The sequence below is a fragment of the Pectobacterium carotovorum genome (assembly GCA_016415585.1).
Classification (GTDB): domain Bacteria; phylum Pseudomonadota; class Gammaproteobacteria; order Enterobacterales; family Enterobacteriaceae; genus Pectobacterium; species Pectobacterium carotovorum_K.
In genome coordinates this window covers 3,995,252-4,017,198 of sequence record CP066552.1, presented here as the reverse complement: position 1 = coordinate 4,017,198, position 21,947 = coordinate 3,995,252, and the positions used below count along the sequence as shown (strand labels likewise).

The 21,947-nt window shown below is 49.5% G+C and carries 21 protein-coding genes and 1 tRNA gene; 10 read left to right on the top strand and 12 right to left on the bottom strand.

What is annotated here, in order from left to right:
- Positions 1-4: 4 nt before the first annotated feature.
- Together ftsH and rlmE are read right to left on the bottom strand one after the other, a co-directional pair.
- Positions 5-1,954 (bottom strand): ATP-dependent zinc metalloprotease FtsH, encoded by a 1,950-nt coding sequence (gene ftsH / locus JFY74_17910; protein QQG27922.1) that lies wholly within the window; start codon positions 1,952-1,954, stop codon positions 5-7.
- A 47-nt stretch (positions 1,955-2,001) separates the two neighbouring features.
- Complete coding sequence (gene rlmE, locus JFY74_17905) at positions 2,002-2,631, bottom strand: 23S rRNA (uridine(2552)-2'-O)-methyltransferase RlmE (GenBank protein QQG27921.1); 630 nt, start codon at positions 2,629-2,631, stop codon at positions 2,002-2,004.
- 143 nt (positions 2,632-2,774) lie between these two features.
- On the opposite strand from rlmE, the gene yhbY reads away from it, so the two are divergent.
- Complete coding sequence (gene yhbY, locus JFY74_17900) at positions 2,775-3,068, top strand: ribosome assembly RNA-binding protein YhbY (GenBank protein QQG27920.1); 294 nt, start codon at positions 2,775-2,777, stop codon at positions 3,066-3,068.
- Positions 3,069-3,196: 128 nt separating this feature from the next.
- Here yhbY and greA read toward each other — a convergent pair whose 3' ends face one another.
- The gene (gene greA, locus JFY74_17895) at positions 3,197-3,676 is read right to left on the bottom strand and encodes a transcription elongation factor GreA (protein ID QQG27919.1); all 480 of its coding nucleotides are present in this window, start codon (positions 3,674-3,676) and stop codon (positions 3,197-3,199) included.
- A 268-nt stretch (positions 3,677-3,944) separates the two neighbouring features.
- Here greA and dacB point away from each other — a divergent pair, with 268 nt between their 5' ends.
- Positions 3,945-5,378, top strand: a complete 1,434-nt coding sequence (gene dacB, locus JFY74_17890; GenBank protein QQG27918.1) for a serine-type D-Ala-D-Ala carboxypeptidase — start codon at positions 3,945-3,947, stop codon at positions 5,376-5,378.
- Positions 5,379-5,445: 67 nt separating this feature from the next.
- On the opposite strand, the gene cgtA is transcribed toward dacB, so the two are convergent.
- The 4 genes from cgtA to rplU form a co-directional block, all read right to left on the bottom strand.
- Entirely contained in the window at positions 5,446-6,618 is a 1,173-nt protein-coding gene (gene cgtA / locus JFY74_17885; GenBank protein QQG27917.1) for an Obg family GTPase CgtA, read from the bottom strand.
- A 259-nt stretch (positions 6,619-6,877) separates the two neighbouring features.
- The gene (locus tag JFY74_17880; protein ID QQG27916.1) at positions 6,878-7,840 is read right to left on the bottom strand and encodes a DMT family transporter; all 963 of its coding nucleotides are present in this window, start codon (positions 7,838-7,840) and stop codon (positions 6,878-6,880) included.
- Positions 7,841-7,929: 89 nt separating this feature from the next.
- A complete protein-coding gene (gene rpmA, locus JFY74_17875; GenBank protein QQG27915.1) occupies positions 7,930-8,187 on the bottom strand; it encodes a 50S ribosomal protein L27 in 258 nt (85 codons plus the stop codon).
- A gap of 19 nt (positions 8,188-8,206) precedes the next feature.
- The gene (gene rplU, locus JFY74_17870; GenBank protein ID QQG27914.1) at positions 8,207-8,518 is read right to left on the bottom strand and encodes a 50S ribosomal protein L21; all 312 of its coding nucleotides are present in this window, start codon (positions 8,516-8,518) and stop codon (positions 8,207-8,209) included.
- 256 nt (positions 8,519-8,774) lie between these two features.
- On the opposite strand from rplU, the gene ispB reads away from it, so the two are divergent.
- Positions 8,775-9,746, top strand: coding sequence for an octaprenyl diphosphate synthase (gene ispB / locus JFY74_17865; GenBank protein ID QQG27913.1), 972 nt, complete (start codon positions 8,775-8,777; stop codon positions 9,744-9,746).
- A 77-nt stretch (positions 9,747-9,823) separates the two neighbouring features.
- Here the strand turns inward: ispB and JFY74_17860 are convergent, their stop codons facing one another.
- Both JFY74_17860 and JFY74_17855 read right to left on the bottom strand, forming a co-directional pair.
- The gene (locus JFY74_17860) at positions 9,824-10,198 is read right to left on the bottom strand and encodes a putative DNA-binding transcriptional regulator (GenBank protein QQG27912.1); all 375 of its coding nucleotides are present in this window, start codon (positions 10,196-10,198) and stop codon (positions 9,824-9,826) included.
- A 249-nt stretch (positions 10,199-10,447) separates the two neighbouring features.
- Positions 10,448-10,834, bottom strand: a complete 387-nt coding sequence (locus JFY74_17855; GenBank protein QQG27911.1) for a putative DNA-binding transcriptional regulator — start codon at positions 10,832-10,834, stop codon at positions 10,448-10,450.
- A gap of 187 nt (positions 10,835-11,021) precedes the next feature.
- Between JFY74_17855 and JFY74_17850 the strand changes: the two genes are divergently transcribed.
- Positions 11,022-11,285: a helix-turn-helix domain-containing protein gene (locus JFY74_17850; GenBank protein QQG27910.1), complete on the top strand. Its 264-nt coding sequence runs from the start codon at positions 11,022-11,024 to the stop codon at positions 11,283-11,285.
- A gap of 61 nt (positions 11,286-11,346) precedes the next feature.
- On the opposite strand, the gene mdh is transcribed toward JFY74_17850, so the two are convergent.
- Positions 11,347-12,282, bottom strand: a complete 936-nt coding sequence (gene mdh, locus JFY74_17845; GenBank protein ID QQG27909.1) for a malate dehydrogenase — start codon at positions 12,280-12,282, stop codon at positions 11,347-11,349.
- Between the two features lie 469 nt (positions 12,283-12,751).
- Here mdh and argR point away from each other — a divergent pair, with 469 nt between their 5' ends.
- Positions 12,752-13,222 (top strand): transcriptional regulator ArgR, encoded by a 471-nt coding sequence (gene argR, locus JFY74_17840; GenBank protein ID QQG27908.1) that lies wholly within the window; start codon positions 12,752-12,754, stop codon positions 13,220-13,222.
- Positions 13,223-13,290: 68 nt separating this feature from the next.
- Here the strand turns inward: argR and tsaD are convergent, their stop codons facing one another.
- Positions 13,291-14,304: a tRNA (adenosine(37)-N6)-threonylcarbamoyltransferase complex transferase subunit TsaD gene (tsaD, locus tag JFY74_17835; GenBank protein ID QQG27907.1), complete on the bottom strand. Its 1,014-nt coding sequence runs from the start codon at positions 14,302-14,304 to the stop codon at positions 13,291-13,293.
- A gap of 227 nt (positions 14,305-14,531) precedes the next feature.
- Here tsaD and rpsU point away from each other — a divergent pair, with 227 nt between their 5' ends.
- The 3 genes from rpsU (at position 14,532) to rpoD (ending at position 18,643) form a co-directional block, all read left to right on the top strand.
- Positions 14,532-14,747 carry a 30S ribosomal protein S21 gene (rpsU, locus tag JFY74_17830; GenBank protein ID QQG27906.1) on the top strand — a complete coding sequence of 72 codons (216 nt, stop codon included), beginning with the start codon at positions 14,532-14,534 and terminating at the stop codon, positions 14,745-14,747.
- 152 nt (positions 14,748-14,899) lie between these two features.
- A complete protein-coding gene (gene dnaG, locus JFY74_17825) occupies positions 14,900-16,654 on the top strand; it encodes a DNA primase (GenBank protein QQG27905.1) in 1,755 nt (584 codons plus the stop codon).
- A gap of 153 nt (positions 16,655-16,807) precedes the next feature.
- Positions 16,808-18,643, top strand: a complete 1,836-nt coding sequence (gene rpoD, locus JFY74_17820; protein ID QQG27904.1) for an RNA polymerase sigma factor RpoD — start codon at positions 16,808-16,810, stop codon at positions 18,641-18,643.
- 98 nt (positions 18,644-18,741) lie between these two features.
- Here the strand turns inward: rpoD and mug are convergent, their stop codons facing one another.
- Positions 18,742-19,245: a G/U mismatch-specific DNA glycosylase gene (gene mug, locus JFY74_17815; protein QQG27903.1), complete on the bottom strand. Its 504-nt coding sequence runs from the start codon at positions 19,243-19,245 to the stop codon at positions 18,742-18,744.
- Between the two features lie 142 nt (positions 19,246-19,387).
- On the opposite strand from mug, the gene JFY74_17810 reads away from it, so the two are divergent.
- Both JFY74_17810 and lpxP read left to right on the top strand, forming a co-directional pair.
- A tRNA-Ile gene (locus tag JFY74_17810) sits at positions 19,388-19,463 on the top strand.
- A gap of 535 nt (positions 19,464-19,998) precedes the next feature.
- Entirely contained in the window at positions 19,999-20,922 is a 924-nt protein-coding gene (gene lpxP, locus JFY74_17805; protein QQG27902.1) for a kdo(2)-lipid IV(A) palmitoleoyltransferase, read from the top strand.
- The last annotated feature ends 1,025 nt before the right edge of the window (positions 20,923-21,947 follow it).

Here is a 21,947-nt window from a genome sequence, read left to right as displayed (position 1 = left end):
CGAATTACTTATCGTCCACTTGCTCAGACATTGTATTACCAGGATTAGGCGTCTGTGGCTCATCTACTGGCGTAGGGGCTTTAGGTGTACCGCCACCGTTACCAGAATCGTTGTCAGAGCGGGACTCTTCCCAACCCGCAGGCGGGCGAACATCTTTCTTACGTCCCATCAGATCGTCGATCTGCGGCGCATCAATGGTTTCATACTTCATCAACGCATCTTTCATTGAGTGAAGAATGTCCATGTTTGCCATCAACAGTTCGCGAGCACGCACGTAGTTACGTTCAACCAGAGATTTTACTTCCTGATCGATAATACGCGCGGTTTCATCTGACATGTGCTTGGCTTTTGCCACGGAGCGACCGAGGAATACCTCGCCTTCTTCTTCCGCATAAAGCAAAGGACCCAGTTTTTCAGAGAAGCCCCACTGCGTTACCATGTTACGAGCAATCGACGTGGCCACTTTGATGTCATTGGACGCGCCTGTTGAAACATGTTCCACGCCGTAAATGATTTCTTCGGCCAGTCGACCACCGTACAGCGTAGAGATCTGGCTTTCCAGCTTCTGACGGCTGGCGCTGATCGCATCACCTTCAGGCAGGAAGAACGTCACGCCCAGTGCACGGCCACGCGGAATGATCGTCACTTTATGGACTGGATCGTGCTCTGGCACCAGGCGACCGATGATGGCGTGTCCTGCTTCATGATACGCCGTCGATTCTTTCTGCTTTTCCGTCATTACCATGGAACGGCGCTCTGCACCCATCATGATTTTGTCTTTCGCTTTCTCGAACTCGACCATCGACACAACGCGTTTGTTGCCACGCGCGGAGAACAATGCGGCTTCGTTAACCAGGTTAGCCAAATCCGCACCAGAGAAGCCTGGAGTACCACGTGCAATCACTGACGCATCGATATCTGGAGACAGCGGTACACGACGCATGTGAACTTTCAGAATCTGTTCACGACCGCGAACATCCGGCAGGCCAACCACAACCTGACGGTCAAAACGGCCTGGACGCAGTAACGCGGGGTCAAGCACATCGGGGCGGTTAGTTGCCGCGATGACAATAATGCCCTCGTTACCTTCGAAGCCGTCCATCTCAACCAGCATTTGGTTCAGCGTTTGTTCACGTTCATCGTGACCACCGCCCAAACCTGCGCCACGCTGACGGCCAACGGCGTCGATTTCATCGATAAAGATGATACAAGGCGCGGCTTTCTTCGCTTGTTCGAACATGTCACGAACACGGGAAGCACCAACACCCACAAACATTTCAACGAAGTCAGAACCGGAAATCGTAAAGAAAGGCACTTTCGCTTCACCAGCAATCGCTTTTGCCAGCAGCGTTTTACCTGTTCCCGGCGGGCCGACCATCAGAATGCCTTTCGGAATTTTACCGCCCAGTTTCTGGAAACGGCTAGGCTCGCGCAGGTACTCGACCAGTTCGCTAACCTCTTCCTTCGCTTCGTCACAACCGGCTACATCAGCAAACGTCGTCTTGATCTGATCTTCAGTCAGCATACGCGCTTTGCTCTTGCCGAAGGACATGGCACCTTTACCGCCGCCGCCTTGCATTTGACGCATGAAGAAGATCCAGACGCCAATCAGTAACAGCATCGGGAACCAGGAAATAAAGATAGAAGCCAGCAGGCTCGGCTCTTCCGGTGGCTCACCAACGACTTTCACGTTCTTCGTTAGCAGGTTATCCAGTAGCTTGGGGTCATTGACAGGAATGTAAGTCGTGTATCTGTTGCTGTCTTTTTTGATAACACTGATCTCACGCCCGTTAATACGTGCTTCACGGACCTGATCCTGATTCACTTCAGTCAAGAAGGTTGAATAATCCACCCTACGGCCATTCGACTCGCTGGGCCCAAAGCTCTGGAAAACAGACATCAGCACAACTGCGATGACTAACCAGAGAATTAGGTTTTTCGCCATGTCACTCAAGGGATTAACCTCATATTACAACTGTGTTAAAAAACAGCGTTAGGGTACTACAGTTTGCGCCCTGTCGCTACAATATACACTTCACGAGACCGGGCACGTGAGGCGTCTGGTTTACGAATTTTCACCTTCGTAAACAGGGAGCGAATTTCCCGAAGGTATTCATCAAAACCTTCTCCCTGAAACACTTTCACCAGGAAACTTCCGCCTGGTGCTAATACATCCCGACACATACCAAGTGCTAATTCAACCAGATACATCGACTTCGGAATATCAACGGCTGGTGTACCACTCATGTTAGGGGCCATGTCAGACATCACCACCTGAACTTTGCTATCGCCAACCCTTTCGAGCAAGGCTTTGAGGACCAGTTCATCACGAAAGTCCCCTTGCAGGAAATCGACGCCGACAATCGGATCCATCGGTAAAATATCACACGCGATAATTCGACCATTTCCACCAATTTGCGTGACCACATATTGTGACCAGCCGCCCGGTGCTGCGCCTAAATCCACAACTGTCATACCGGGTTTAAACAGTTTGTCGCCTTGCTGTATTTCGTCAAGTTTAAACCAAGCACGTGAGCGCAGCCCTTTTTTCTGGGCTTGCTGCACATATTTATCGCTAAAGTGTTCCTGCAACCAGCGACTGGAGCTTGCAGAACGCTTTTTATTCGCCATCGATTTTCCAACTATTCTCAGTAACACGCTCGTGGTGGGGAGAAACTTCTCACATATTACCAATCAGAACAGTCAAATTGGTTATAATCATGAGATGGCGGTAGAATGAACCGTTTTCAATCCCAACCTAAGTAAAAAAGACAATGAACCTAAGTAATAAACAAAAACAACACCTGAAAGGCTTGGCACATCCGCTAAAACCGGTTGTCATGCTGGGCAATAACGGTCTCACCGAAGGTGTTCTGGCTGAGATCGAACAAGCATTAGCGCATCACGAACTGATCAAGATAAAAGTAGCGACAGAAGACCGCGAAACCAAAGCCTTGATTGTTGAAGCGATTGTTCGTGAAACGGGTGCCGCTAACGTCCAGGTCATCGGCCATACGCTGGTGCTCTACCGTCCTGCGAAAGAACGTAAAATTGTGTTACCACGATAACACTTTTTATTTCAGGATACTCGGTTTTAACGGAAAGGTGCCATGCCTCTCGGTTAGAGAAAAGGCCGCAAGCGGCCTTTTTCTTTTCTTTACAATTTTTGCTGTTTTAATCAACAATACGGCAAAATTTATAGATATTCGACCTTCAGGATCTCATATTCCACGTCGCCACCCGGCGTACGGATAACCACGACGTCATCTTGCTCTTTACCGATCAGGCCACGCGCGATAGGGGAATTCACAGAGATCAGATTCTGTTTAAAATCCGCTTCGTCATCACCAACAATCCGGTAGGTTTGCTCTTCTTCGTTATCCAGATTCATCACCGTCACGGTCGCACCAAAAATGACGCGCCCATTGTTCGCCGCCATTTTCGTGACATCGATAACCTGTGCGTTAGACAGTTTTGCCTCGATATCTTGGATACGCCCTTCACAGAAGCCCTGCTGCTCACGTGCAGCATGATATTCTGCGTTTTCTTTCAGATCGCCGTGCTCACGCGCTTCGGCAATCGCCGCAATAATTTCGGGTCGACGCACAGATTTCAGGTGGTCAAGCTCTTCGCGCAATTTTTCAGCGCCACGCAATGTCATCGGAAATTGTTTCATATTGTCTATACCTCTAAAAAAGTCCGTAAGACTCAAATAATCGTCATCCTGACGCGCTAAAAATCAAAGGCGACGGAGTCTCTGCAACGTGCAAGTCCTCACTGGACATAAAACAAAAGCAACCAGTCCCAGAACAAAATTTCCAGGCTAGCAGCAGTTTTGCATTTTGATACGCATTTTACCCCAGAGTTCAATGAGGGTCATCGTTTACTTTAGCCCTTGTTGCGCCGTAGTATGACCACACGTTGCCCCGTTATTAGCTGAGATTATGCGTTTTTCATCAATTGTTACCGGACTTGCCTGTGCTTTTGTTCTGCATGCCAATGCAGCTTCTGTTGAGGATCATCGCCAATATTTACCAGATGGTGCCAATTTGGCGCTATTGGTACAAAAAGTTGGCGCAACAACACCCAGTATGGCCTTCAATAGCCAGCAAATGGCGCTTCCGGCCAGTACGCAAAAGGTGATAACCGCATTAGCGGCATTACTGCAATTGGGTCCAGATTATCGATTCATCACCACGATAGAAAGCCACGGGCCTGTCACCAGCGGTATTATGAACGGTAACCTCATCGTACGGTTTAGCGGCGATCCTACGCTTAAGCGCCAGCAAATACGGAATATGGTGCAGGAATTAAGAAAGCGCGGGATACAGGAAATCGCCGGGGATGTACTGATCGACACCTCAGTGTTCGCCAGCCACGATAAAGCGCCAGGCTGGCCCTGGAACGACATGACACAATGCTTCAGCGCCCCGCCGGGTGCCGCGATTGTCGATCGCAACTGCTTCTCCGTTTCCCTCTACAGTGCGCCTAAAGCAGGTGATAATGCGTTTATCCGCGTTGCATCCTATTATCCGGTGCAAATGTTCAGCGAGGTCCGCACGCTGGCTAAAGGCTCCTCCGATGCCCAATACTGCGAGCTGGATGTGGTTCCTGGGGAATTGAATCGCTTTACGCTTACGGGCTGTCTGACCCAGCGCACAGAACCGCTTCCGCTGGCGTTCGCGATTCAGGATGGAGCCAGCTATGCCGGCGCTATCGTTAAAGATGAACTACAGCAGGCAGATATCCGTATTAAAGGCAGCCTTCGTCGCCAGACGCAGCCAGGTCCGGCAGGAAGCGTACTGGCTCAAACACAATCGCCTCCGATGCACGACCTGCTCACTATCATGCTGAAAAAATCAGACAATATGATAGCCGATACGGTTTTTCGTACCATTGGACATGAGCGTTTTAGCGTGCCGGGAACGTGGCGCGCTGGCGCTGATGCCGTGCGACAAATCCTGCGTCAGAAAGCGGGTGTAGATTTAGGAAACAGCATTGTTGTAGATGGTTCAGGCCTGTCAAGACACAACCTGATTTCACCGGAAACGATGATGCAGGTATTGCAGTACATTGCACAGCACGATAATGAACTGAATTACATCACGATGCTTCCGCTTTCCGGCTATGACGGCACATTGCGTTATCGTGGCGGCCTGCATGAAGCTGGCGTTGATGGCAAGGTTTCGGCTAAAACCGGGGCATTGCAGGGCGTATACAATCTGGCAGGCTTCATTACTACCGCGAGCGGCCAGCGTATGGCATTCGTCCAGTTCCTATCCGGCTATGCTGTGCCGCCAGAAGACCAGCGCGCCCGTCGCGTCCCTCTGGTGAGATTTGAAAGCCGTCTCTACAAAGATATTTATCAGAGCAATTAAAACAACAACGCGGCCTTACTTTGAGGGTAAGGCCGCGTTGGTGAGAGCTGACTAGCAGAAGAACGAATTATTTTTGATAGATGATTTCAACACCTTCATCATCTTCATCGTCCCAGTCATCATCCCACTCTTCTTCGGCTTCTTTTTCTATTTCAGCCAGCTGTTCGCGGTGATAATCATCCCACATGAACTCCACTTTTTCCGGTGCGCTTTCGGCAATCGCCGTCACTTTCGGATTGGCTTTCAGGAAGTTCATCACGTCCCAGCAAAGTGGGTTGACGCCTTCACGGTTCGCTGCAGAAATCAGATAATACTTATCATCCCAGCCAAGCGCAGCCGCAATATCTTTGGCACGTTTTTCCGCTTCAGCCTTATCGATCAAATCAACCTTGTTGAAAACCAGCCAACGCGGCTTTTCTGCCAAACCTGCGCCATACTGCTCTAGCTCATTGATAATGATTTTGGCATTTTCAATCGGATCTGACTCATCAATCGGTGCTAAATCAACCAGATGCAACAGTACACGGCAGCGCTCAAGGTGTTTCAGGAAGCGAATCCCTAACCCAGCGCCTTCGGATGCACCTTCAATCAAACCTGGGATATCCGCCACAACAAAGCTCTGTTCGCTATCCATACGGACAACACCAAGACTCGGCACCAGCGTAGTAAACGGATAATCAGCCACTTTCGGCTTCGCTGCAGATACCGCACGGATAAAGGTCGATTTACCTGCGTTAGGCAGGCCAAGCATGCCCACGTCAGCCAGCAACAGCAGTTCCAGCGTCAGCTCACGTTCTTCGCCTTTCGTACCGCTGGTCTTCTGACGAGGGGCACGGTTGACAGACGATTTAAAACGCGTGTTACCTAAACCATGCCAGCCGCCTTTCGCCACCATCAGACTCTGCTGATGACGCGTCATATCACCTAGCACTTCGCCAGTTCCCTGATCCAGAACACGGGTACCAACAGGGACTTTAATCGTAATGTCTTTGCCGCGTTTACCCGTACAATCACGACTTTGCCCGTTTTGTCCACGCTCAGCGCGGAAGGATTTCTCAAAACGATAGTCAATCAGCGTGTTCAGGTTTTCGTCTGCCAGCAGATAAACGTCACCGCCATCGCCGCCGTCACCACCGTCCGGACCACCGTTGGGAATATATTTTTCACGGCGAAAGCTGACACAACCGTTACCGCCATCGCCTGCCACAACGAGAATTGTGGCTTCATCTACAAACTTCATTGATTCTCTCCGCAAAAAACCAATAGAGAATATCTACGTGTTTTAGGCTTGTTATTGGTTCTTCTTGGCGTAACTTTTTGATTTTACGGTATGTAGCGTGTTTCTACTCACCATTAAAAAACCGACGCACCAGAACGCATTCCAGCAAAGGAGCGGATTGTACCTGCCTGCTCCAATAATTTCATCTGTATTAAAAATAAACAACACATGCAGGCTGTCAAAAGATGTCAGTGACCGCTGCAATACGCTTTCTCTTAAGCTACTTTTTCGCTACCAATGGCAGCACAGGCTCTTTTTTTCCAGGAAGGAAACGATGTCCAATAGCGGAAAACATGGCACCTGCAACAACTACAAACGCACCGACATAGCCAACCCAATTCAGTACGGGCGCAGCAAAGAAAGTCGGCCACCCTAACGCCAGCAGATCGGAAAACAGCAGCGTAAACAACGGCGTCAGCGTAATGACTGCACTAACCTGCGACGCCTGCCAGCGAGCCATTGCCTCAGCCAGCGCACCATAGCCAATCAACGTATTCGCACCGCAGAATAGCAGGCAAATAAGCTGCCAGTTGCTCAGTTGGAAAATAACCTCAAGCTTGGCAAAAGGCGTGATAAAGACGACGCACAGCACATATAACAAAAACAGAATCTGCTGCGATGTCAGACGTCGCAATAGAACTTTCTGCGCTACACCATAGGATACCCATACCGCCGAGGCGCAAACACCCAGCAATACGCCCAACGTGTAGTCCGTCAGTCGGGTAAAAATCTCAATCAGGCTGGTATTAAAGAACAGGATCAGACCACAGATCAGCATGATCGCGCCGATAACCTGCGTACCGCGCATCTTTTCCTTTAGGATAAGTACGCTGGCGAACATCATGCCTACGGGGGAAAGCTGCCCGATAACCTGAGACGCCGTCGGGCTCAGATATTGCAGGGATGAGCTAAAGAAAACAAAGTTACCCAGTAGTCCAGCCGTCGCAATCAGTAGCAGAACCCACCAACGCCGATGCCGGAAAACCCGCATTGGCGGCAACGTCTTACGGGATGACAGAATAATACCGAGTCCAATCGAAGCGATAAAAAAGCGATACCAAACAATCGTATAAGGTTCCATCACCACCAGAACCTGTTTCATGGCTATCGGTAACGCCCCCCAGCAAACAGCCGTAGTCAGCGCCAGACAAAGACCGATGCCCGTCTGTTGTTTAGTATTCATACTTATCCAGATGGTTTACTCAGAATCAGAATGTAAAAAGCCCCGCAAAGAATTGCGGGGCTTAAATCCGTAAGACCTAACGCGAAAAATTATTCAGCAACGATGCTGATAAATTTACGGTTTTTCGGGCCTTTAACTTCAAACTGAACTTTACCATCAGTCAAAGCAAACAGAGTATGGTCTTTCCCGCAGCCAACGTTAGTTCCTGCGTGGAATTTAGTACCACGTTGACGAACGATGATGTTACCAGCCAGTACACTTTCGCCGCCAAAACGTTTTACGCCCAGACGTTGTGCGTTAGAGTCACGACCGTTACGGGTTGAACCGCCAGCTTTCTTGTGTGCCATTTAATCCGCTCTCCTAATCTTAAGCGCTGATGCCGGTAATTTTCACGTCAGTGAACCACTGACGGTGGCCTGCTTGCTTACGGTAGTGTTTACGGCGACGGAACTTAACGATCTTCACCTTTTCGCCACGACCATGAGCAACAACTTCAGCTTTGATTTTACCGCCATCGACAAAAGGAACGCCGATTTTGATTTCTTCACCATTGGCAACCATCAGAACTTGGTCAAACTCAACGGCTTCACCAGTTGCGATGTCCAGCTTTTCCAAGCGAACGGTTTGACCTTCGCTTACTCGGTGTTGTTTACCACCACTTTGGAAAACTGCGTACATATAAAACTCCGCTTTCCGCGCACCCGTTAATAGGTTTCAGAGCGCGCTATAAATATTCATAATAGGGCGCGAATTCTACGCAAAAATACTGAGGATGACAAGTGCATAATCAACGGATGTGAAGAAAAAGAATACAACGTATCAACTGCCGTTTATCTCTCTCATTTTTCAAGTACAATCGGCGCAATAAGTTCCGTCTTGCCGATATGCAACAGCAATCTTACGGCAGTGTTGAAGACATACGTTGGCACAAACCATGAATCTAGAACAAATTACAGCATTAACTACGCAGGATATGGCGGCTGTTAATAACGTCATTCTTGAACAGCTGAATTCCGACGTCGTTTTGATAAACCAGCTTGGACATTACATCATCAGCGGTGGTGGAAAACGTATACGCCCGATGATTGCTGTACTTGCCGCCAGAGCCCTCGACTATAACGGTGATAAGCATGTCACTGTCGCAGCACTGATCGAATTTATCCATACCGCAACACTGCTGCATGATGATGTGGTAGACGAGTCAGACATGCGCCGAGGTAAAGCGACAGCAAATGCCGCCTTTGGCAACGCAGCGAGCGTGTTGGTTGGGGATTTCATCTATACCCGCGCTTTCCAGATGATGACCAGCCTCGAATCGTTACGCGTGCTGGCGCTGATGTCAGAAGCGGTAAACGTCATTGCTGAAGGTGAAGTCTTGCAGCTAATGAACTGCAACGACCCGGATATCACTGAAGAAAGCTATATGCGTGTCATTTACAGTAAAACGGCGCGTTTATTTGAAGCCGCAGCGCAATCTTCATCCATCCTTGCCGGCGCGACCCCAGAGCAGGAAAAGGCGCTTCAGGACTATGGCCGCTACCTGGGCACCGCATTCCAGTTAATTGATGATCTGCTCGACTACAGCGCAGACGGCGAAACGCTGGGTAAAAACACGGGCGATGACCTCAATGAAGGCAAGCCAACGCTGCCGTTACTGCACGCGATGCGTAATGGAAATGCAGAACAGAGTTCGCTGATTCGCAAAGCGATTGAAGAAGGAAACGGGCGCCATCTACTGGAACCGGTGCTTGCAGCCATGCAGCAATGCGGTTCACTTGATTATACGCGTCAGCGTGCCGAAGAAGAGGCAGATAAGGCAATTAGCGCACTACAGCTGCTGCCAGAAACGCCGCACCGTATGGCGCTCGAAGGCCTCGCCCACTTAGCCGTACAGCGTGATTTCTAACGTGGTGTAAGGTTCTTATCAGATAAGATCATTGATTCATAAGTAGCGCTGCTTTGCAGCGCTACTCGTTCGCCAGACTAGGCAGTCTGGTCGATGGCGACATCATCCAGCCGAGACAGCATCGCTATTGTCCCTTCACGCAAGATGAAATTAATCAGCCGGGTTCGTTCATCAACGGAAAGTTGATGGAAAATATGCACCCACGATGACAGCAGGGTCGGCTCATTATCAATACGATAATATTCGGTTGGCGGGTTTTCTCTCACTAAAAGAGAGTTCCTGACTTCGTTCGGCAAACTGCGAATAGAATATTCGACACCGCGCCCTTGAACCCCTTTCCGCCTACGCTTTTCCCAACCGTCGTCTCGTGCCCGTTTATTCAGCCCCTGTGGCGACTTAGGCAATCCACCTACGCCAACCAGCTCACTTGTTGCAAACCATTCTTTGTCCATACTCGTCACTCCCTTGTTTGTTTTGAACATGCATTACATCAATTAGCCCAAAAGTTTCCATATAATAGACTATAATTACCTAAATCGCTAACTTTTACACGTTACTGATACACCTAAGTAATAGAAGAAATGATTAAATCCGGCGCAGTGCCTGCAAAACATCGCGGAAGTGCAATGCTACAAGGTGAAAAGAAATACAGGTTCCTTTTCATCGCCAAGGTTAGCCATCACAGAGGTTGCTGAGATGGCTCAATCAATCTCGAACGATGAGACAGGTTCCTTATCCGATGGCGTTATACCCAGTTGGCTCAACGTAGTAGATACCCCGACCCGCAGAATATAAGTGATTAGCTCATCTCTTTCTTTTTCAGATAGTTGCTGGTAAATTTTCATCCAGACCGCCAATGCCGCAGGCTGTTTAGCCGCGTAGGCGGAAGGCTCGATTTCGAGTAACAGGGATTTTTTTACCGTATCCGGCAAGCTGTGAATTGAGTACTCCACTCCTCTTCCCTGGACGCCTTTACGGCGACGCTTCTCCCATCCATCCTCACGGGCGCGCTTATTCAATCCTTGTCTTGATTTCGGAAGGCCGCCGACTCCAACCAATTCGCTGGTAGCAAACCACTCTTTTTTCATTGCCTTTCATCCTGATAGTGCCATCCCTAACAAAAACGCGCTTATTTGGAAGTTAATTGATAATTTTAAGGAAAATTAATGCTATATTATTTCCAAATAATAATGTCATGTTAGCTCGACATATAACTAACATCCGTTATTTATACCACTAATCTACAGTCGTCTTATAGCAAATAAGGGAAGGATTATGATTTTAAGGAAACAAGACTGGCATCCCGCTGATATCATTGCTGCACTGCGCAAGAAAAATACGACGCTGGCGGCGGTATCGCGAGCGGCCGGGTTAAGCTCATCCACGCTAGCTAATGCGCTCTCACGCCCTTGGCCCAAAGGGGAATGGCTTATTGCCGATGCGCTGAATATTCACCCATCTGAGATTTGGCCCAGCCGCTATTACAATCCAGAAACCAATGAGCTTATAGACAGAAAAAAACTTATCCGTCCCGATTAAAAAAGAAAAGCCGGAGATCGACATCTCCGGCTTTTCACTCTGCGTATTGTAACAATTGCAATTACTTAATGAACGTCTCGCCCAGCTCAATATCGTGCTTCAGTGTATCCAGCATGCTGTTCAGTGCATTTTTCTCGAAAGCACTTAATGCGCCGATGTCTTTACGCTCGGTGACGCCGTCTTTGCCTAACAGAACTGGCTGAGCGAAGAAGCGGGCGTGTTCACCATCACTTTCAACGTATGCACATTCTACCACTCCGCTTTCACCTTGTAGTGCACGCACCAGAGACAGACCAAAACGTGCAGCAGCCTGACCCATAGACAGCGTTGCCGATCCGCCACCCGCTTTGGCTTCAACAACCTCAGTACCCGCATTCTGGATACGCTTGGTCAGATCGGCCACTTCCTGCTCGCTGAAGCTGATACCAGGAACCTGAGACAGCAGTGGCAGAATCGTCACACCAGAGTGTCCACCGATAACCGGCACATTAATGTCCTGCGGCTGTTTGCCTTTCAGCTCAGCAACGAACGTGTTGGAACGGATGATATCCAGCGTTGTGACGCCGAACAGTTTGTTTTTGTCATATACGCCAGCTTTTTTCAGCACTTCTGCTGCGATGGCAACGGTCGTATTCACTGGGTTGGTGATGATACCGATACAGGCTTTCGGGCAAGTAACCGCAATTTGCTCAACCAGATTACGCACAATGCCAGCATTGACGTTGAACAGATCGGAACGATCCATACCAGGTTTACGTGCCACACCCGCGGAGATCAGCACGATATCTGCACCAACAAGCGCTGGTTTAGCATCTTCACCGCTATAGCCTTTGATCTTCACTGCTGTAGGAATATGGCTCAGATCGACGGCAACACCCGGCGTTACTGGGGCGATATCGTAAAGGGATAGTTCTGAACCTGAAGGAAGCTGGGTTTTGAGGAGGAGTGCGAGTGCCTGACCGATACCACCTGCTGCTCCGAGAACTGCAACTTTCATCCTAAACTCCTTATTATCATAAAATAAAAAAGTGCCGTGAATTCATTTGGTTATAAACAGAATATAAAAATGGGGATACGAGCAACCTACTTATCTTTCCACAAATGACACGAGAGACAAAAAATACGCTATGTCTCTAATAATAAATCAAAAACAACCATTCGTTTGAAAGGTAAGTAAAGTTAATAAGCTATTGAGCTATAACGCGGTGTTCATTCACGTGCGTTTAACCAGTGCGCTACATTACACCGATCAATGGCGTCCGAACAACATCATTCTGATAACATTTGATTTACTTTTATGTGACGTAGGACGCATTTTTCGGACTACCCGAGAGTCGATTTTTTTTGAAAACAGCGACTAACGCATACCTGGTGAAAGGGACTGGAATTATACGCGATTTAATTGCATAAAAATTCACACAACTGCATAATAGGAAGATTAACCATAACAATTAATCCGGTGCAGAATGCGAAATTCGACAAAACAAGAAGACCTCGTTAAAGCGTTCAAAGCGCTGTTAAAGGAAGAGAAATTCAGTTCTCAAAGTGAAATTGTTCAGGCATTGCAAGACGAAGGATTTGAAAACATCAACCAATCCAAGGTGTCACGCATGCTAACGAAATTTGGCGCCGTGCGCACACGCAATGCCAAAATGGAGATGGTGTATTGTCTCCCTGCCGAGCTTGGCGTCCCGACGACGTCCAGCCCGCTGAAGAACCTTGTACTGGACGTGGATTACAATGATGCCGTCGTCGTGATCCATACCAGCCCTGGCGCCGCGCAGCTCATTGCTCGCCTGCTGGACTCACTAGGTAAGTCAGAAGGCATTCTCGGCACCATTGCAGGGGATGACACTATTTTTACCACCCCAGCAAGAGGCTTCAGCGTCAAACAGCTTTACGAAGCGATTCTGGTGCTATTCGAACAAGAGCTATAATCCACTCGTTCGCTACGTATTCATCGCTCCGCGTAGCTAGCTACACGGAGCGATTGTCGTCCGAACACTCACACCGCGGGCAATTCAGCCAACGGCCAACGTGGTCGAACGGATACGCCCAGCGTCTGGCTTGCGCCATGGGTCAGACGAACACTGCCCGCATAGGCAATCATTGCACCGTTATCCGTACAGAATTCAGGACGTGCATAAAACACTCCACCACCGCGTTTCGCCATCACTTCGCCTAAACGCTGCCGCAATGTTCTGTTGGCACTTACGCCACCAGCCATAACCAGCCGTTTAAAACCCGTTTCATCCAACGCACGGCGACACTTGATCGCCAGCGTATCCACAACAGCGTCTTCGAACGCGCGAGCGATATCAGCACGCGTTTGTTCGTCATTGCCGTTGCTACGAATCGTATTGGCAGCAAACGTTTTTAGCCCAGAGAAGCTGAAATCCAAGCCTGGGCGATCGGTCATCGGGCGCGGAAACGTAAAGCGCTGCGAATCACCCGCCTGCGCCATTTTCGACAGCATTGGACCACCGGGATAATCTAATCCCAGTAATTTCGCCGTTTTATCAAACGCTTCACCCGCCGCATCATCAATCGACTCGCCCAGCAAACGGTACTCTCCAATGCCTGTCACGCTGATGAGCTGCGTATGACCACCAGAAACCAGCAACGCCACGAAGGGAAACGCTGGCGGGTTATCTTCCAGCATCGGTGCCAGCAAATGCCCTTCCATATGGTGTACAGGAATCGCCGGTACACCCCAGGCGAATGCCAACGATCTACCTATCGTCGCGCCCACTAATAGCGCGCCAACCAAACCAGGGCCGGCGGTGTAAGCCACGCCATCGATATCGTCAGCCTGTAACCCAGCTTCGCGCAGCGCCGCCTGAATCAACGGAACCGTTTTACGCACGTGATCGCGTGAGGCTAGCTCAGGCACTACGCCGCCGTAATCAGCATGTAATTTGACCTGACTGTATAGCTGATTGGCGAGCAAACCAGCTTCCGTGTCATAAATAGCTACTCCGGTTTCATCACAGGATGTTTCGATACCCAATACGCGCATTGCTGTTCCTACTTTGATGACGATACAAGCATTCGTAAAATGCCGCTTGCTTCAAACTGCGGATAGTCTACCATAAGCGGCCTGATTTCTGCGCTGGCAGCGGTTGGGTGTTTTATGATCACCGCAATGCTTTACAAAGGCGTCACGTTTGCAGTAGAATTCCGCACCATTTTGAAAAGGCTGGCACAAGGCCAGCGGCAAACCGAATTTATTGAGGTGAGAGGCACATGCCGGTAATTAAAGTACGTGAAAACGAGCCGTTCGACGTAGCTCTGCGTCGCTTCAAACGTTCCTGTGAAAAAGCAGGCGTTCTGGCTGAAGTTCGTCGTCGTGAGTTTTATGAAAAACCAACGACCGAACGTAAGCGCGCTAAAGCTTCTGCAGTGAAACGTCACGCGAAGAAATTGGCTCGAGAAAACGCACGCCGAACTCGTCTGTATTAATTTTCAGGAGGGTTTCCCTCCAACGCGTGATTAATCCGCAGACTTAGCAGTTGCATACGTAAGGCCGTGCTTTCCGAAAGGAAGCGCGGCTTGTTGTCGTTTAAAGCTATATCCAATGTAACCGCCTTACAGAGGGTATGCACTAGGGGCTTATGGCTGGACGAATCCCACGCGTATTTATTAATGACTTGCTGGCTCGCACCGACATCGTCGATCTCATTGACGCGCGCGTCAAACTGAAAAAGCAGGGCAAAAACTACCATGCGTGCTGTCCGTTCCATCACGAAAAAACCCCCTCATTCACCGTAAACGGTGACAAACAGTTCTATCACTGTTTTGGCTGTGGCGCACACGGCAACGCCATAGATTTTTTGATGAATTACGATCGTCTCGAATTCGTTGAAACCATTGAAGAACTGGCTACCCAATACGGCCTAGAGGTGCCTTATGAAACCGGCACTGGCCCAACCCAGTTAGAGCGTCACCAGCGACAAAATCTGTACGAATTGATGGGACAGCTCAGCGGGTTCTATCAACAAGCACTAAGCCAATCAGTCGGTTCGCCGGCGTTGCAGTACCTGCAACAGCGCGGTTTAAGCGCAGAAGTGATCAATCATTTTGCAATTGGCTTCGCCCCGCCCGGCTGGGATAACGTTTTAAAGCGCTTTGGCCGTAATAATGACGACCGCAGCACATTGAACGATGCCGGCATGCTGGTGACTAACGATCAGGGGCGAACGTATGACCGCTTTCGCGAGCGTGTAATGTTCCCCATCCGCGACAAACGGGGGCGAGTGATTGCCTTCGGCGGACGCGTATTAGGCGACGGTACCCCAAAATACCTTAACTCGCCGGAAACAGAAATTTTTCATAAAGGTCGCCAGTTGTATGGCCTGTATGAAGCGCAGCAAAACCACGCTGAGCTCAAGCGACTCTTGGTTGTTGAAGGCTATATGGATGTGGTGGCGCTGGCGCAGTTTGGAATTGACTATGCGGTGGCCTCGCTGGGTACGTCCACAACCGCCGATCACATTCAGTTACTATTTCGCGCCACAGATCTGGTGGTGTGTTGTTATGACGGGGACCGTGCCGGACGCGAAGCGGCATGGCGCGCGCTGGAAACTGCGCTACCCTATTTGAATGATGGTCGTCAGCTACGCTTTATGTTCCTGCCGGACGGTGAAGATCCCGACACGCTGGTGCGTAAAGAAGGCAAAGTAGCCTTTGAACAGCGCATGGAACAGGCCCTGCCGCTATCGCAGTTTCTGTTTGAGACGCTGCAACAGCAAGTGGACATGAGTTCACCCGATGGCCGTACCAAGCTCAGCACGCTGGTGCTACCGCTGATAGGCCAGGTACCGGGAGAAACACTGCGGCTGTATTTGCGCCAGCAGCTCGGCAACAAGCTAGGCATTTTGGATGACAGTCAGTTGGACAGACTGCTCCCAAAAATGGCAGAGCAGGCTCAGTCCTACCAACCGCCGCAACTAAAAGTCACAACTATGCGTATACTTATAGGACTTTTAGTACAAAACCCAAGACTGGCGGCTGAGGTGCCTGACCTCGCGCTGGAAGGCATTGAAGAAGACAAAGTGGCTGGTTTATCGCTGTTTCAGGACTTGGTGAAAACCTGCAATGTCAGCCCTGGAATGAACATGGGCCTGCTGTTGGAAAAATATCGCGACAGCAAGTACCGCAAACAGCTTGAAACCATGGCTTCATGGAACCATATGATCGTAGAGGAAGAGCTCGACGAGAAGTTCAGAATCAGTCTGGCAGAGCTCTACGATCAGCTGTTGAAACAGCGACAAGAAACATTGATTGCCCGTGACAGAACGCATGGGCTCAACGCCAAAGAAAAAAAAGAGCTTTGGTCGTTGCAACTGGCGTTGACCAGAAAACACTGATACAGAGGCTTAATTGCCGATAAATAGCAGGGTTGAGCCCTGCAAAGAGCCGCTACAGGGGCGCGGCGATAAGAAAAATACCCCTAATGCTATTGTTAGCGAACTACGCTGACCGACACCAACCCAAATACTCTGAAGTGTGGATACCGTCTTATGGAGCAAAACCCGCAGTCACAGCTGAAGCTGCTTGTCACCCGTGGTAAGGAGCAAGGCTACCTGACCTATGCTGAGGTCAATGACCATCTGCCGGAAGATATCATCGACTCGGATCAGATCGAAGATATCATCCAGATGATTAACGACATGGGCATCCAGGTGATGGAAGAAGCACCGGATGCAGACGATCTGTTGCTGGCCGAAAACACCAATGATGCCGATGAAGATGCGGCAGAGGCTGCTGCGCAGGTTCTATCCAGTGTTGAATCGGAAATTGGTCGCACAACCGATCCGGTTCGCATGTACATGCGTGAAATGGGTACCGTTGAGCTGTTGACGCGTGAGGGCGAGATCGATATCGCCAAGCGTATTGAAGACGGCATCAATCAGGTTCAATGCTCTGTCGCGGAGTACCCTGAAGCCATTACTTACCTGCTGGAACAGTATGACCGCGTCGAAGCGGGCGAAAGCCGCCTGTCCGATCTGATCACCGGCTTCGTCGATCCTAATGCGGAAGAGGATATTGCCCCTACCGCAACTCACGTTGGCTCCGAACTTTCGACCGAAGAAATGGATGATGACGACGAGGAAGAAGACGACGAGGAAGAAGAAGACGACAACAGTATCGACCCTGAACTGGCGCGTGAGAAGTTCACCGAGCTGCGTGAGCAATATGAAACGACTCGTCAGGTTATAAAAGCCCACGGTCGTAGCCATACGCTGGCAGCACAAGAAATCCTGAATCTGTCCGAAGTCTTCAAACAGTTCCGTCTGGTGCCGAAACAGTTCGATTTCTTGGTTAACAGCATGCGATCCATGATGGATCGCGTCCGTACTCAGGAACGTTTGATCATCAAATTGTGTGTTGAACAGTGCAAAATGCCGAAGAAAAACTTTGTCACCATGTTCACTGGCAATGAAACCAACAACACCTGGTTTGCAGCAGCGGTAGCAATGGGCAAACCTTGGTCTGAAAAGCTGAATGATGTTGGAGAAGACGTCACCCGCAGCCTGCAAAAGCTACAGCAGATCGAAGAAGAAACCGGTCTGACGATCGAGCAGGTTAAAGACATCAACCGCCGTATGTCGATTGGTGAAGCGAAAGCTCGCCGCGCCAAGAAAGAAATGGTGGAAGCCAACCTGCGTCTGGTTATTTCTATCGCGAAGAAATACACCAACCGCGGTTTGCAGTTCCTCGACCTGATTCAGGAAGGCAACATCGGTCTGATGAAAGCGGTAGATAAGTTCGAATATCGCCGTGGTTACAAATTCTCGACCTATGCAACTTGGTGGATCCGTCAGGCGATCACCCGTTCTATCGCCGATCAGGCACGTACCATCCGTATTCCGGTACACATGATTGAGACGATCAATAAACTGAACCGTATCTCTCGTCAGATGTTGCAGGAAATGGGTCGCGAGCCGACGCCGGAAGAATTGGCTGAACGTATGTTGATGCCGGAAGACAAGATCCGTAAAGTGCTGAAAATCGCGAAAGAGCCGATTTCAATGGAAACCCCAATTGGTGATGATGAAGATTCACATTTGGGCGATTTCATCGAAGATACGACGCTGGAGCTGCCGCTGGATTCCGCTACATCGGAAAGCCTGCGTTCTGCGACACACGACGTACTGGCTGGCCTGACCGCACGTGAAGCGAAAGTACTGCGCATGCGTTTCGGTATTGATATGAACACCGACCATACGCTGGAAGAAGTGGGCAAACAGTTTGACGTTACGCGTGAACGTATTCGTCAGATCGAAGCAAAAGCGCTGCGTAAACTGCGCCACCCAAGCCGTTCCGAAGTGCTGCGTAGCTTCCTGGATGATTAATTTGTTCCCCCGCTAATCCACACGTTAAATAGCCCTATGATAAATAACCCCGGTTCGACGGGGTTATTTTTTGCCTGTCAGAACGCCCAGCCCTGAATTTACACGCCATCCTGCAATGCCTGATACAGTTCCTGATACGACGCAACCAGCGACTCCAGCGTTGCACGATTCAGCCCGCTAGGGTTCGGCAGCACCCAAACCTGTGTCTCACCAATACACCGCACCTGACGCCCCCAGGAAACCTTCTTGATACCAAACGCTTGGCTGAACGCCTGCTTCCCTAACACCGCCAGCGCACGCGGCTGATAGCGTTCCATCTTCTCAATAATCGCATTCCCGCCTTGCAGCAACTCGTCTCGCCCTAGCTCGGTGGCTTCAACCGTTGGGCGATCCACCAGCATGGTGATACCGCATCTAGTGTCCAGCAGATGCTGTTCTTCCGTAGGTGTCAGCAAGCGTTCAGTAAAACCTGTCTGATGAATCACTTTCCAGAAGCGATTACTGGGGTTAGCGAAGTGGTAACCGTGATGGGCCGTCGACAGCCCGGGGTTAATGCCGCAGAAAACCACCTGAAGATTCATGGCCAGAATATCGGTGATCATGTCTTCCCCTACTTCCATTGACTACGCGCATCGTAAATTCTGATAATAATAACAACAAGCTATCTTGAGTACATAAAATAACCATCTGGCAGATAGACTATAGACCTCCCCCAGCACATTACCGTATAATTGCCGCCCACTCGGCCCCTTAGCTCAGTGGTTAGAGCAGGCGACTCATAATCGCTTGGTCGCTGGTTCAAGTCCAGCAGGGGCCACCAAATTTTAGCTTTAAAATCATATAATTAAGCCACCTTTCGCAAGGTGGTTTTTTTGTTGTCAGCTTTAAACCACCTCTTCAAGAGGTGGATTTTTACTAATTGTGGCCATTGCCCCCTTTTTGTCCCCCTGCATTTCAGACTGAACCTATAAGTAGGCGGGTAGACCTGCGACGCAGGGGGTTATTAACGATGCCCCACTTCAGCGGTAGGGAAGCCAGTCGCTTTCTTTGACGTATGCCAGAATGTTAACTTCAGGCATGCATGCCTGACATGGCGAATATTTCTTATCCAGCTACTCCATTATTGAATGTTAATCAGGTATGATGGCACCGTTGTTAGCCGTCCATCGGCTGTTCAAAATCCCCTCTGCGTTATCTGTATGTTTGTTCTGTTTTTTAACTTCATGCGAGAGAACGGTCAGAAGAAGTTTTCCACACAGCTGAAACAATCCCTATAAATAAGTGTCATGATAGATGTAGCGCAATGAGAACGATTCTTTATGCGGTACGCTGTTAATCACTTAAAGATGAGTATCATGAAAATTAAGCAAACATTTACCAGGGCATTACTCCACCCGCGCTATTGGGCGACTTGGTTTGGCCTTGGCTTGCTGTTTTTATTAGTTCAACTCCCTTACCCGCTGTTGATGAAAATCGGGAGCAGCGCGGGTCGTCTATCTCGTATCTTCCTGAAACGCCGGGTGTCGATCGCCAGACGCAATCTTGAGTTGTGCTTTCCCACGATCTCCAATGACGAACGAGAAGCGATGATCGATAGCAACTTTGCGTCGCTCGGAATGGCGTTGGTCGAAACCGGTATGGCCTGGTTCTGGTCCGATCGCCGCGTGCGTCACTGGTTTGATGTGTCGGGGCTGGAACATTTACAGCACGCTACCGCAAAAGGTCAGGGCGTAATGGTAATTGGCATTCACTTTATGTCGTTGGAATTAGGCGGCAGGGCGATGGGGCTGTGTCAGCCGATGATGGCGATGTACCGCCCACACAATAATAAAGCGATGGAAATGGTACAAACCTGGGGGCGTTCTCGTTCGAACAAGGCGATGATCGACCGTAAAGATCTGCGTGGCATGGTACAGGCGCTGAAGCGTGGCGAAGCGGTATGGTTTGCTCCCGATCAGGACTACGGCCCTAAAGGCAGCGTTTTTGCCCCATTCTTTGCGGTGAAAAAGGCGGCGACAACCAGCGGCACGTTCACCATCACGCGTCTGGCGAAGCCTGCGATGATGACGACAGTGTTGATTCGCAAGCCCGATGCTTCGGGCTATCAATTGGTAATTCAGCCTGAATTACAGGATTACCCTTACCACGATGAGCAGGCTGCGGCGTGTTATATGAATAAGGTGATTGAGAAAGAAATCATGCGTGCGCCTGAGCAGTATCTTTGGCTGCATCGTCGCTTTAAAACCCGCCCGGTAGGGGAAGTGTCGCTCTACGCCTGATGGATGACCAGAAACATTCGCTGTGTGAAGTGACGCTAGCGGGTGTGAAATAGGATGGTGCTTGTGCCATCCAGCATATTGGGAAGATATTCGTTATGCGTGGCGCAGAAACGAAAGATGCAGAAACAAAAATGGCTACCGGATGGCAGCCATTTTATGGTGGTTAACGTACTTAAGTACGATTAACGGAAGATAGCGTGGGGGTTAACACCGCGATAGGTTTTGCCCAACGCTTTTAATATTTGATTGATTTTGCGGACAACGCGCATCTTTTTTATCCCCACGATTCTTAAATAATTATTGGTTGAAAGTACCAAAGTTGATGTTGATGTTTTCAAACATAGCGATGATTTTGTTCAGCAGTTTCATGGTCATTTCCTCGTTGTTAGTTGATTTGTTTTCTGTGATGCTGTTCACGTTTTTAAGAATACTCGCACTGATACGGGTGGTCAACTTTTTTGTGATGCGAATCACAAAAAATGAACGATCAGTTTGTGAGGAGTAAACCGCTGTTTTGATTTCCGTCTAAAAACCCTTTCTGCTTTTTCTTCATACTGACCCACTTTCAGCGAGTTACCTGATTGAGCATTACCTGTACTGACTGGGCGCTTCTTTATCGGACAGATGAAGTGAGATAGGTAAATTGTCTCGATTAGCAGTTGAAATAAGCGCGGGTGAAGCGGGATAATCACGCGCTTCTATTGCCTAGCGCCGTTTTGTCCAGCTTGTTTTAGTGCCGCCTGTTTAATACAGCAGTGTTTTATACGTCAATATCTTGATACGACAACGTTTTCCAGCTTTGCATCTAGCAAGTTAATCGTTTGCGTGCGGGGCTATACCCTAAATAATTCGAGTTGCAGGAAGGCGGCAAGAGAGGGAGTCCCGATGAGCTTACTTGAGTAAGTGATTCGGGTGACTGAACGCAGCCAACGCACGTGCAGCTTGAAGAATGACGGGTATATACGGTTCATGATGCGCCAGCGATGTTGGTGCATTCGCGGAGCAAGGCCGCGGGAATCGTCAGA

What these genes read in the sequence shown, in the direction of transcription:
- JFY74_17850 (QQG27910.1), top strand. Translation starts at nt 11,022, where the DNA reads ATGATTTTAAGGAAACAAGACTGGCATCCCGCTGATATCATTGCTGCA.
- mdh (QQG27909.1), bottom strand. Translation starts at nt 12,282, where the DNA reads ATGAAAGTTGCAGTTCTCGGAGCAGCAGGTGGTATCGGTCAGGCACTC.
- rplU (QQG27914.1), bottom strand. Translation starts at nt 8,518, where the DNA reads ATGTACGCAGTTTTCCAAAGTGGTGGTAAACAACACCGAGTAAGCGAA.
- lpxP (QQG27902.1), top strand. Translation starts at nt 19,999, where the DNA reads ATGAAAATTAAGCAAACATTTACCAGGGCATTACTCCACCCGCGCTAT.
- yhbY (QQG27920.1), top strand. Translation starts at nt 2,775, where the DNA reads ATGAACCTAAGTAATAAACAAAAACAACACCTGAAAGGCTTGGCACAT.
- JFY74_17880 (QQG27916.1), bottom strand. Translation starts at nt 7,840, where the DNA reads ATGAATACTAAACAACAGACGGGCATCGGTCTTTGTCTGGCGCTGACT.
- rlmE (QQG27921.1), bottom strand. Translation starts at nt 2,631, where the DNA reads ATGGCGAATAAAAAGCGTTCTGCAAGCTCCAGTCGCTGGTTGCAGGAA.
- argR (QQG27908.1), top strand. Translation starts at nt 12,752, where the DNA reads ATGCGAAATTCGACAAAACAAGAAGACCTCGTTAAAGCGTTCAAAGCG.
- greA (QQG27919.1), bottom strand. Translation starts at nt 3,676, where the DNA reads ATGAAACAATTTCCGATGACATTGCGTGGCGCTGAAAAATTGCGCGAA.
- dacB (QQG27918.1), top strand. Translation starts at nt 3,945, where the DNA reads ATGCGTTTTTCATCAATTGTTACCGGACTTGCCTGTGCTTTTGTTCTG.
- rpoD (QQG27904.1), top strand. Translation starts at nt 16,808, where the DNA reads ATGGAGCAAAACCCGCAGTCACAGCTGAAGCTGCTTGTCACCCGTGGT.
- dnaG (QQG27905.1), top strand. Translation starts at nt 14,900, where the DNA reads ATGGCTGGACGAATCCCACGCGTATTTATTAATGACTTGCTGGCTCGC.
- rpsU (QQG27906.1), top strand. Translation starts at nt 14,532, where the DNA reads ATGCCGGTAATTAAAGTACGTGAAAACGAGCCGTTCGACGTAGCTCTG.
- cgtA (QQG27917.1), bottom strand. Translation starts at nt 6,618, where the DNA reads ATGAAGTTTGTAGATGAAGCCACAATTCTCGTTGTGGCAGGCGATGGC.
- mug (QQG27903.1), bottom strand. Translation starts at nt 19,245, where the DNA reads ATGATCACCGATATTCTGGCCATGAATCTTCAGGTGGTTTTCTGCGGC.
- ispB (QQG27913.1), top strand. Translation starts at nt 8,775, where the DNA reads ATGAATCTAGAACAAATTACAGCATTAACTACGCAGGATATGGCGGCT.
- JFY74_17860 (QQG27912.1), bottom strand. Translation starts at nt 10,198, where the DNA reads ATGGACAAAGAATGGTTTGCAACAAGTGAGCTGGTTGGCGTAGGTGGA.
- rpmA (QQG27915.1), bottom strand. Translation starts at nt 8,187, where the DNA reads ATGGCACACAAGAAAGCTGGCGGTTCAACCCGTAACGGTCGTGACTCT.
- tsaD (QQG27907.1), bottom strand. Translation starts at nt 14,304, where the DNA reads ATGCGCGTATTGGGTATCGAAACATCCTGTGATGAAACCGGAGTAGCT.
- JFY74_17855 (QQG27911.1), bottom strand. Translation starts at nt 10,834, where the DNA reads ATGAAAAAAGAGTGGTTTGCTACCAGCGAATTGGTTGGAGTCGGCGGC.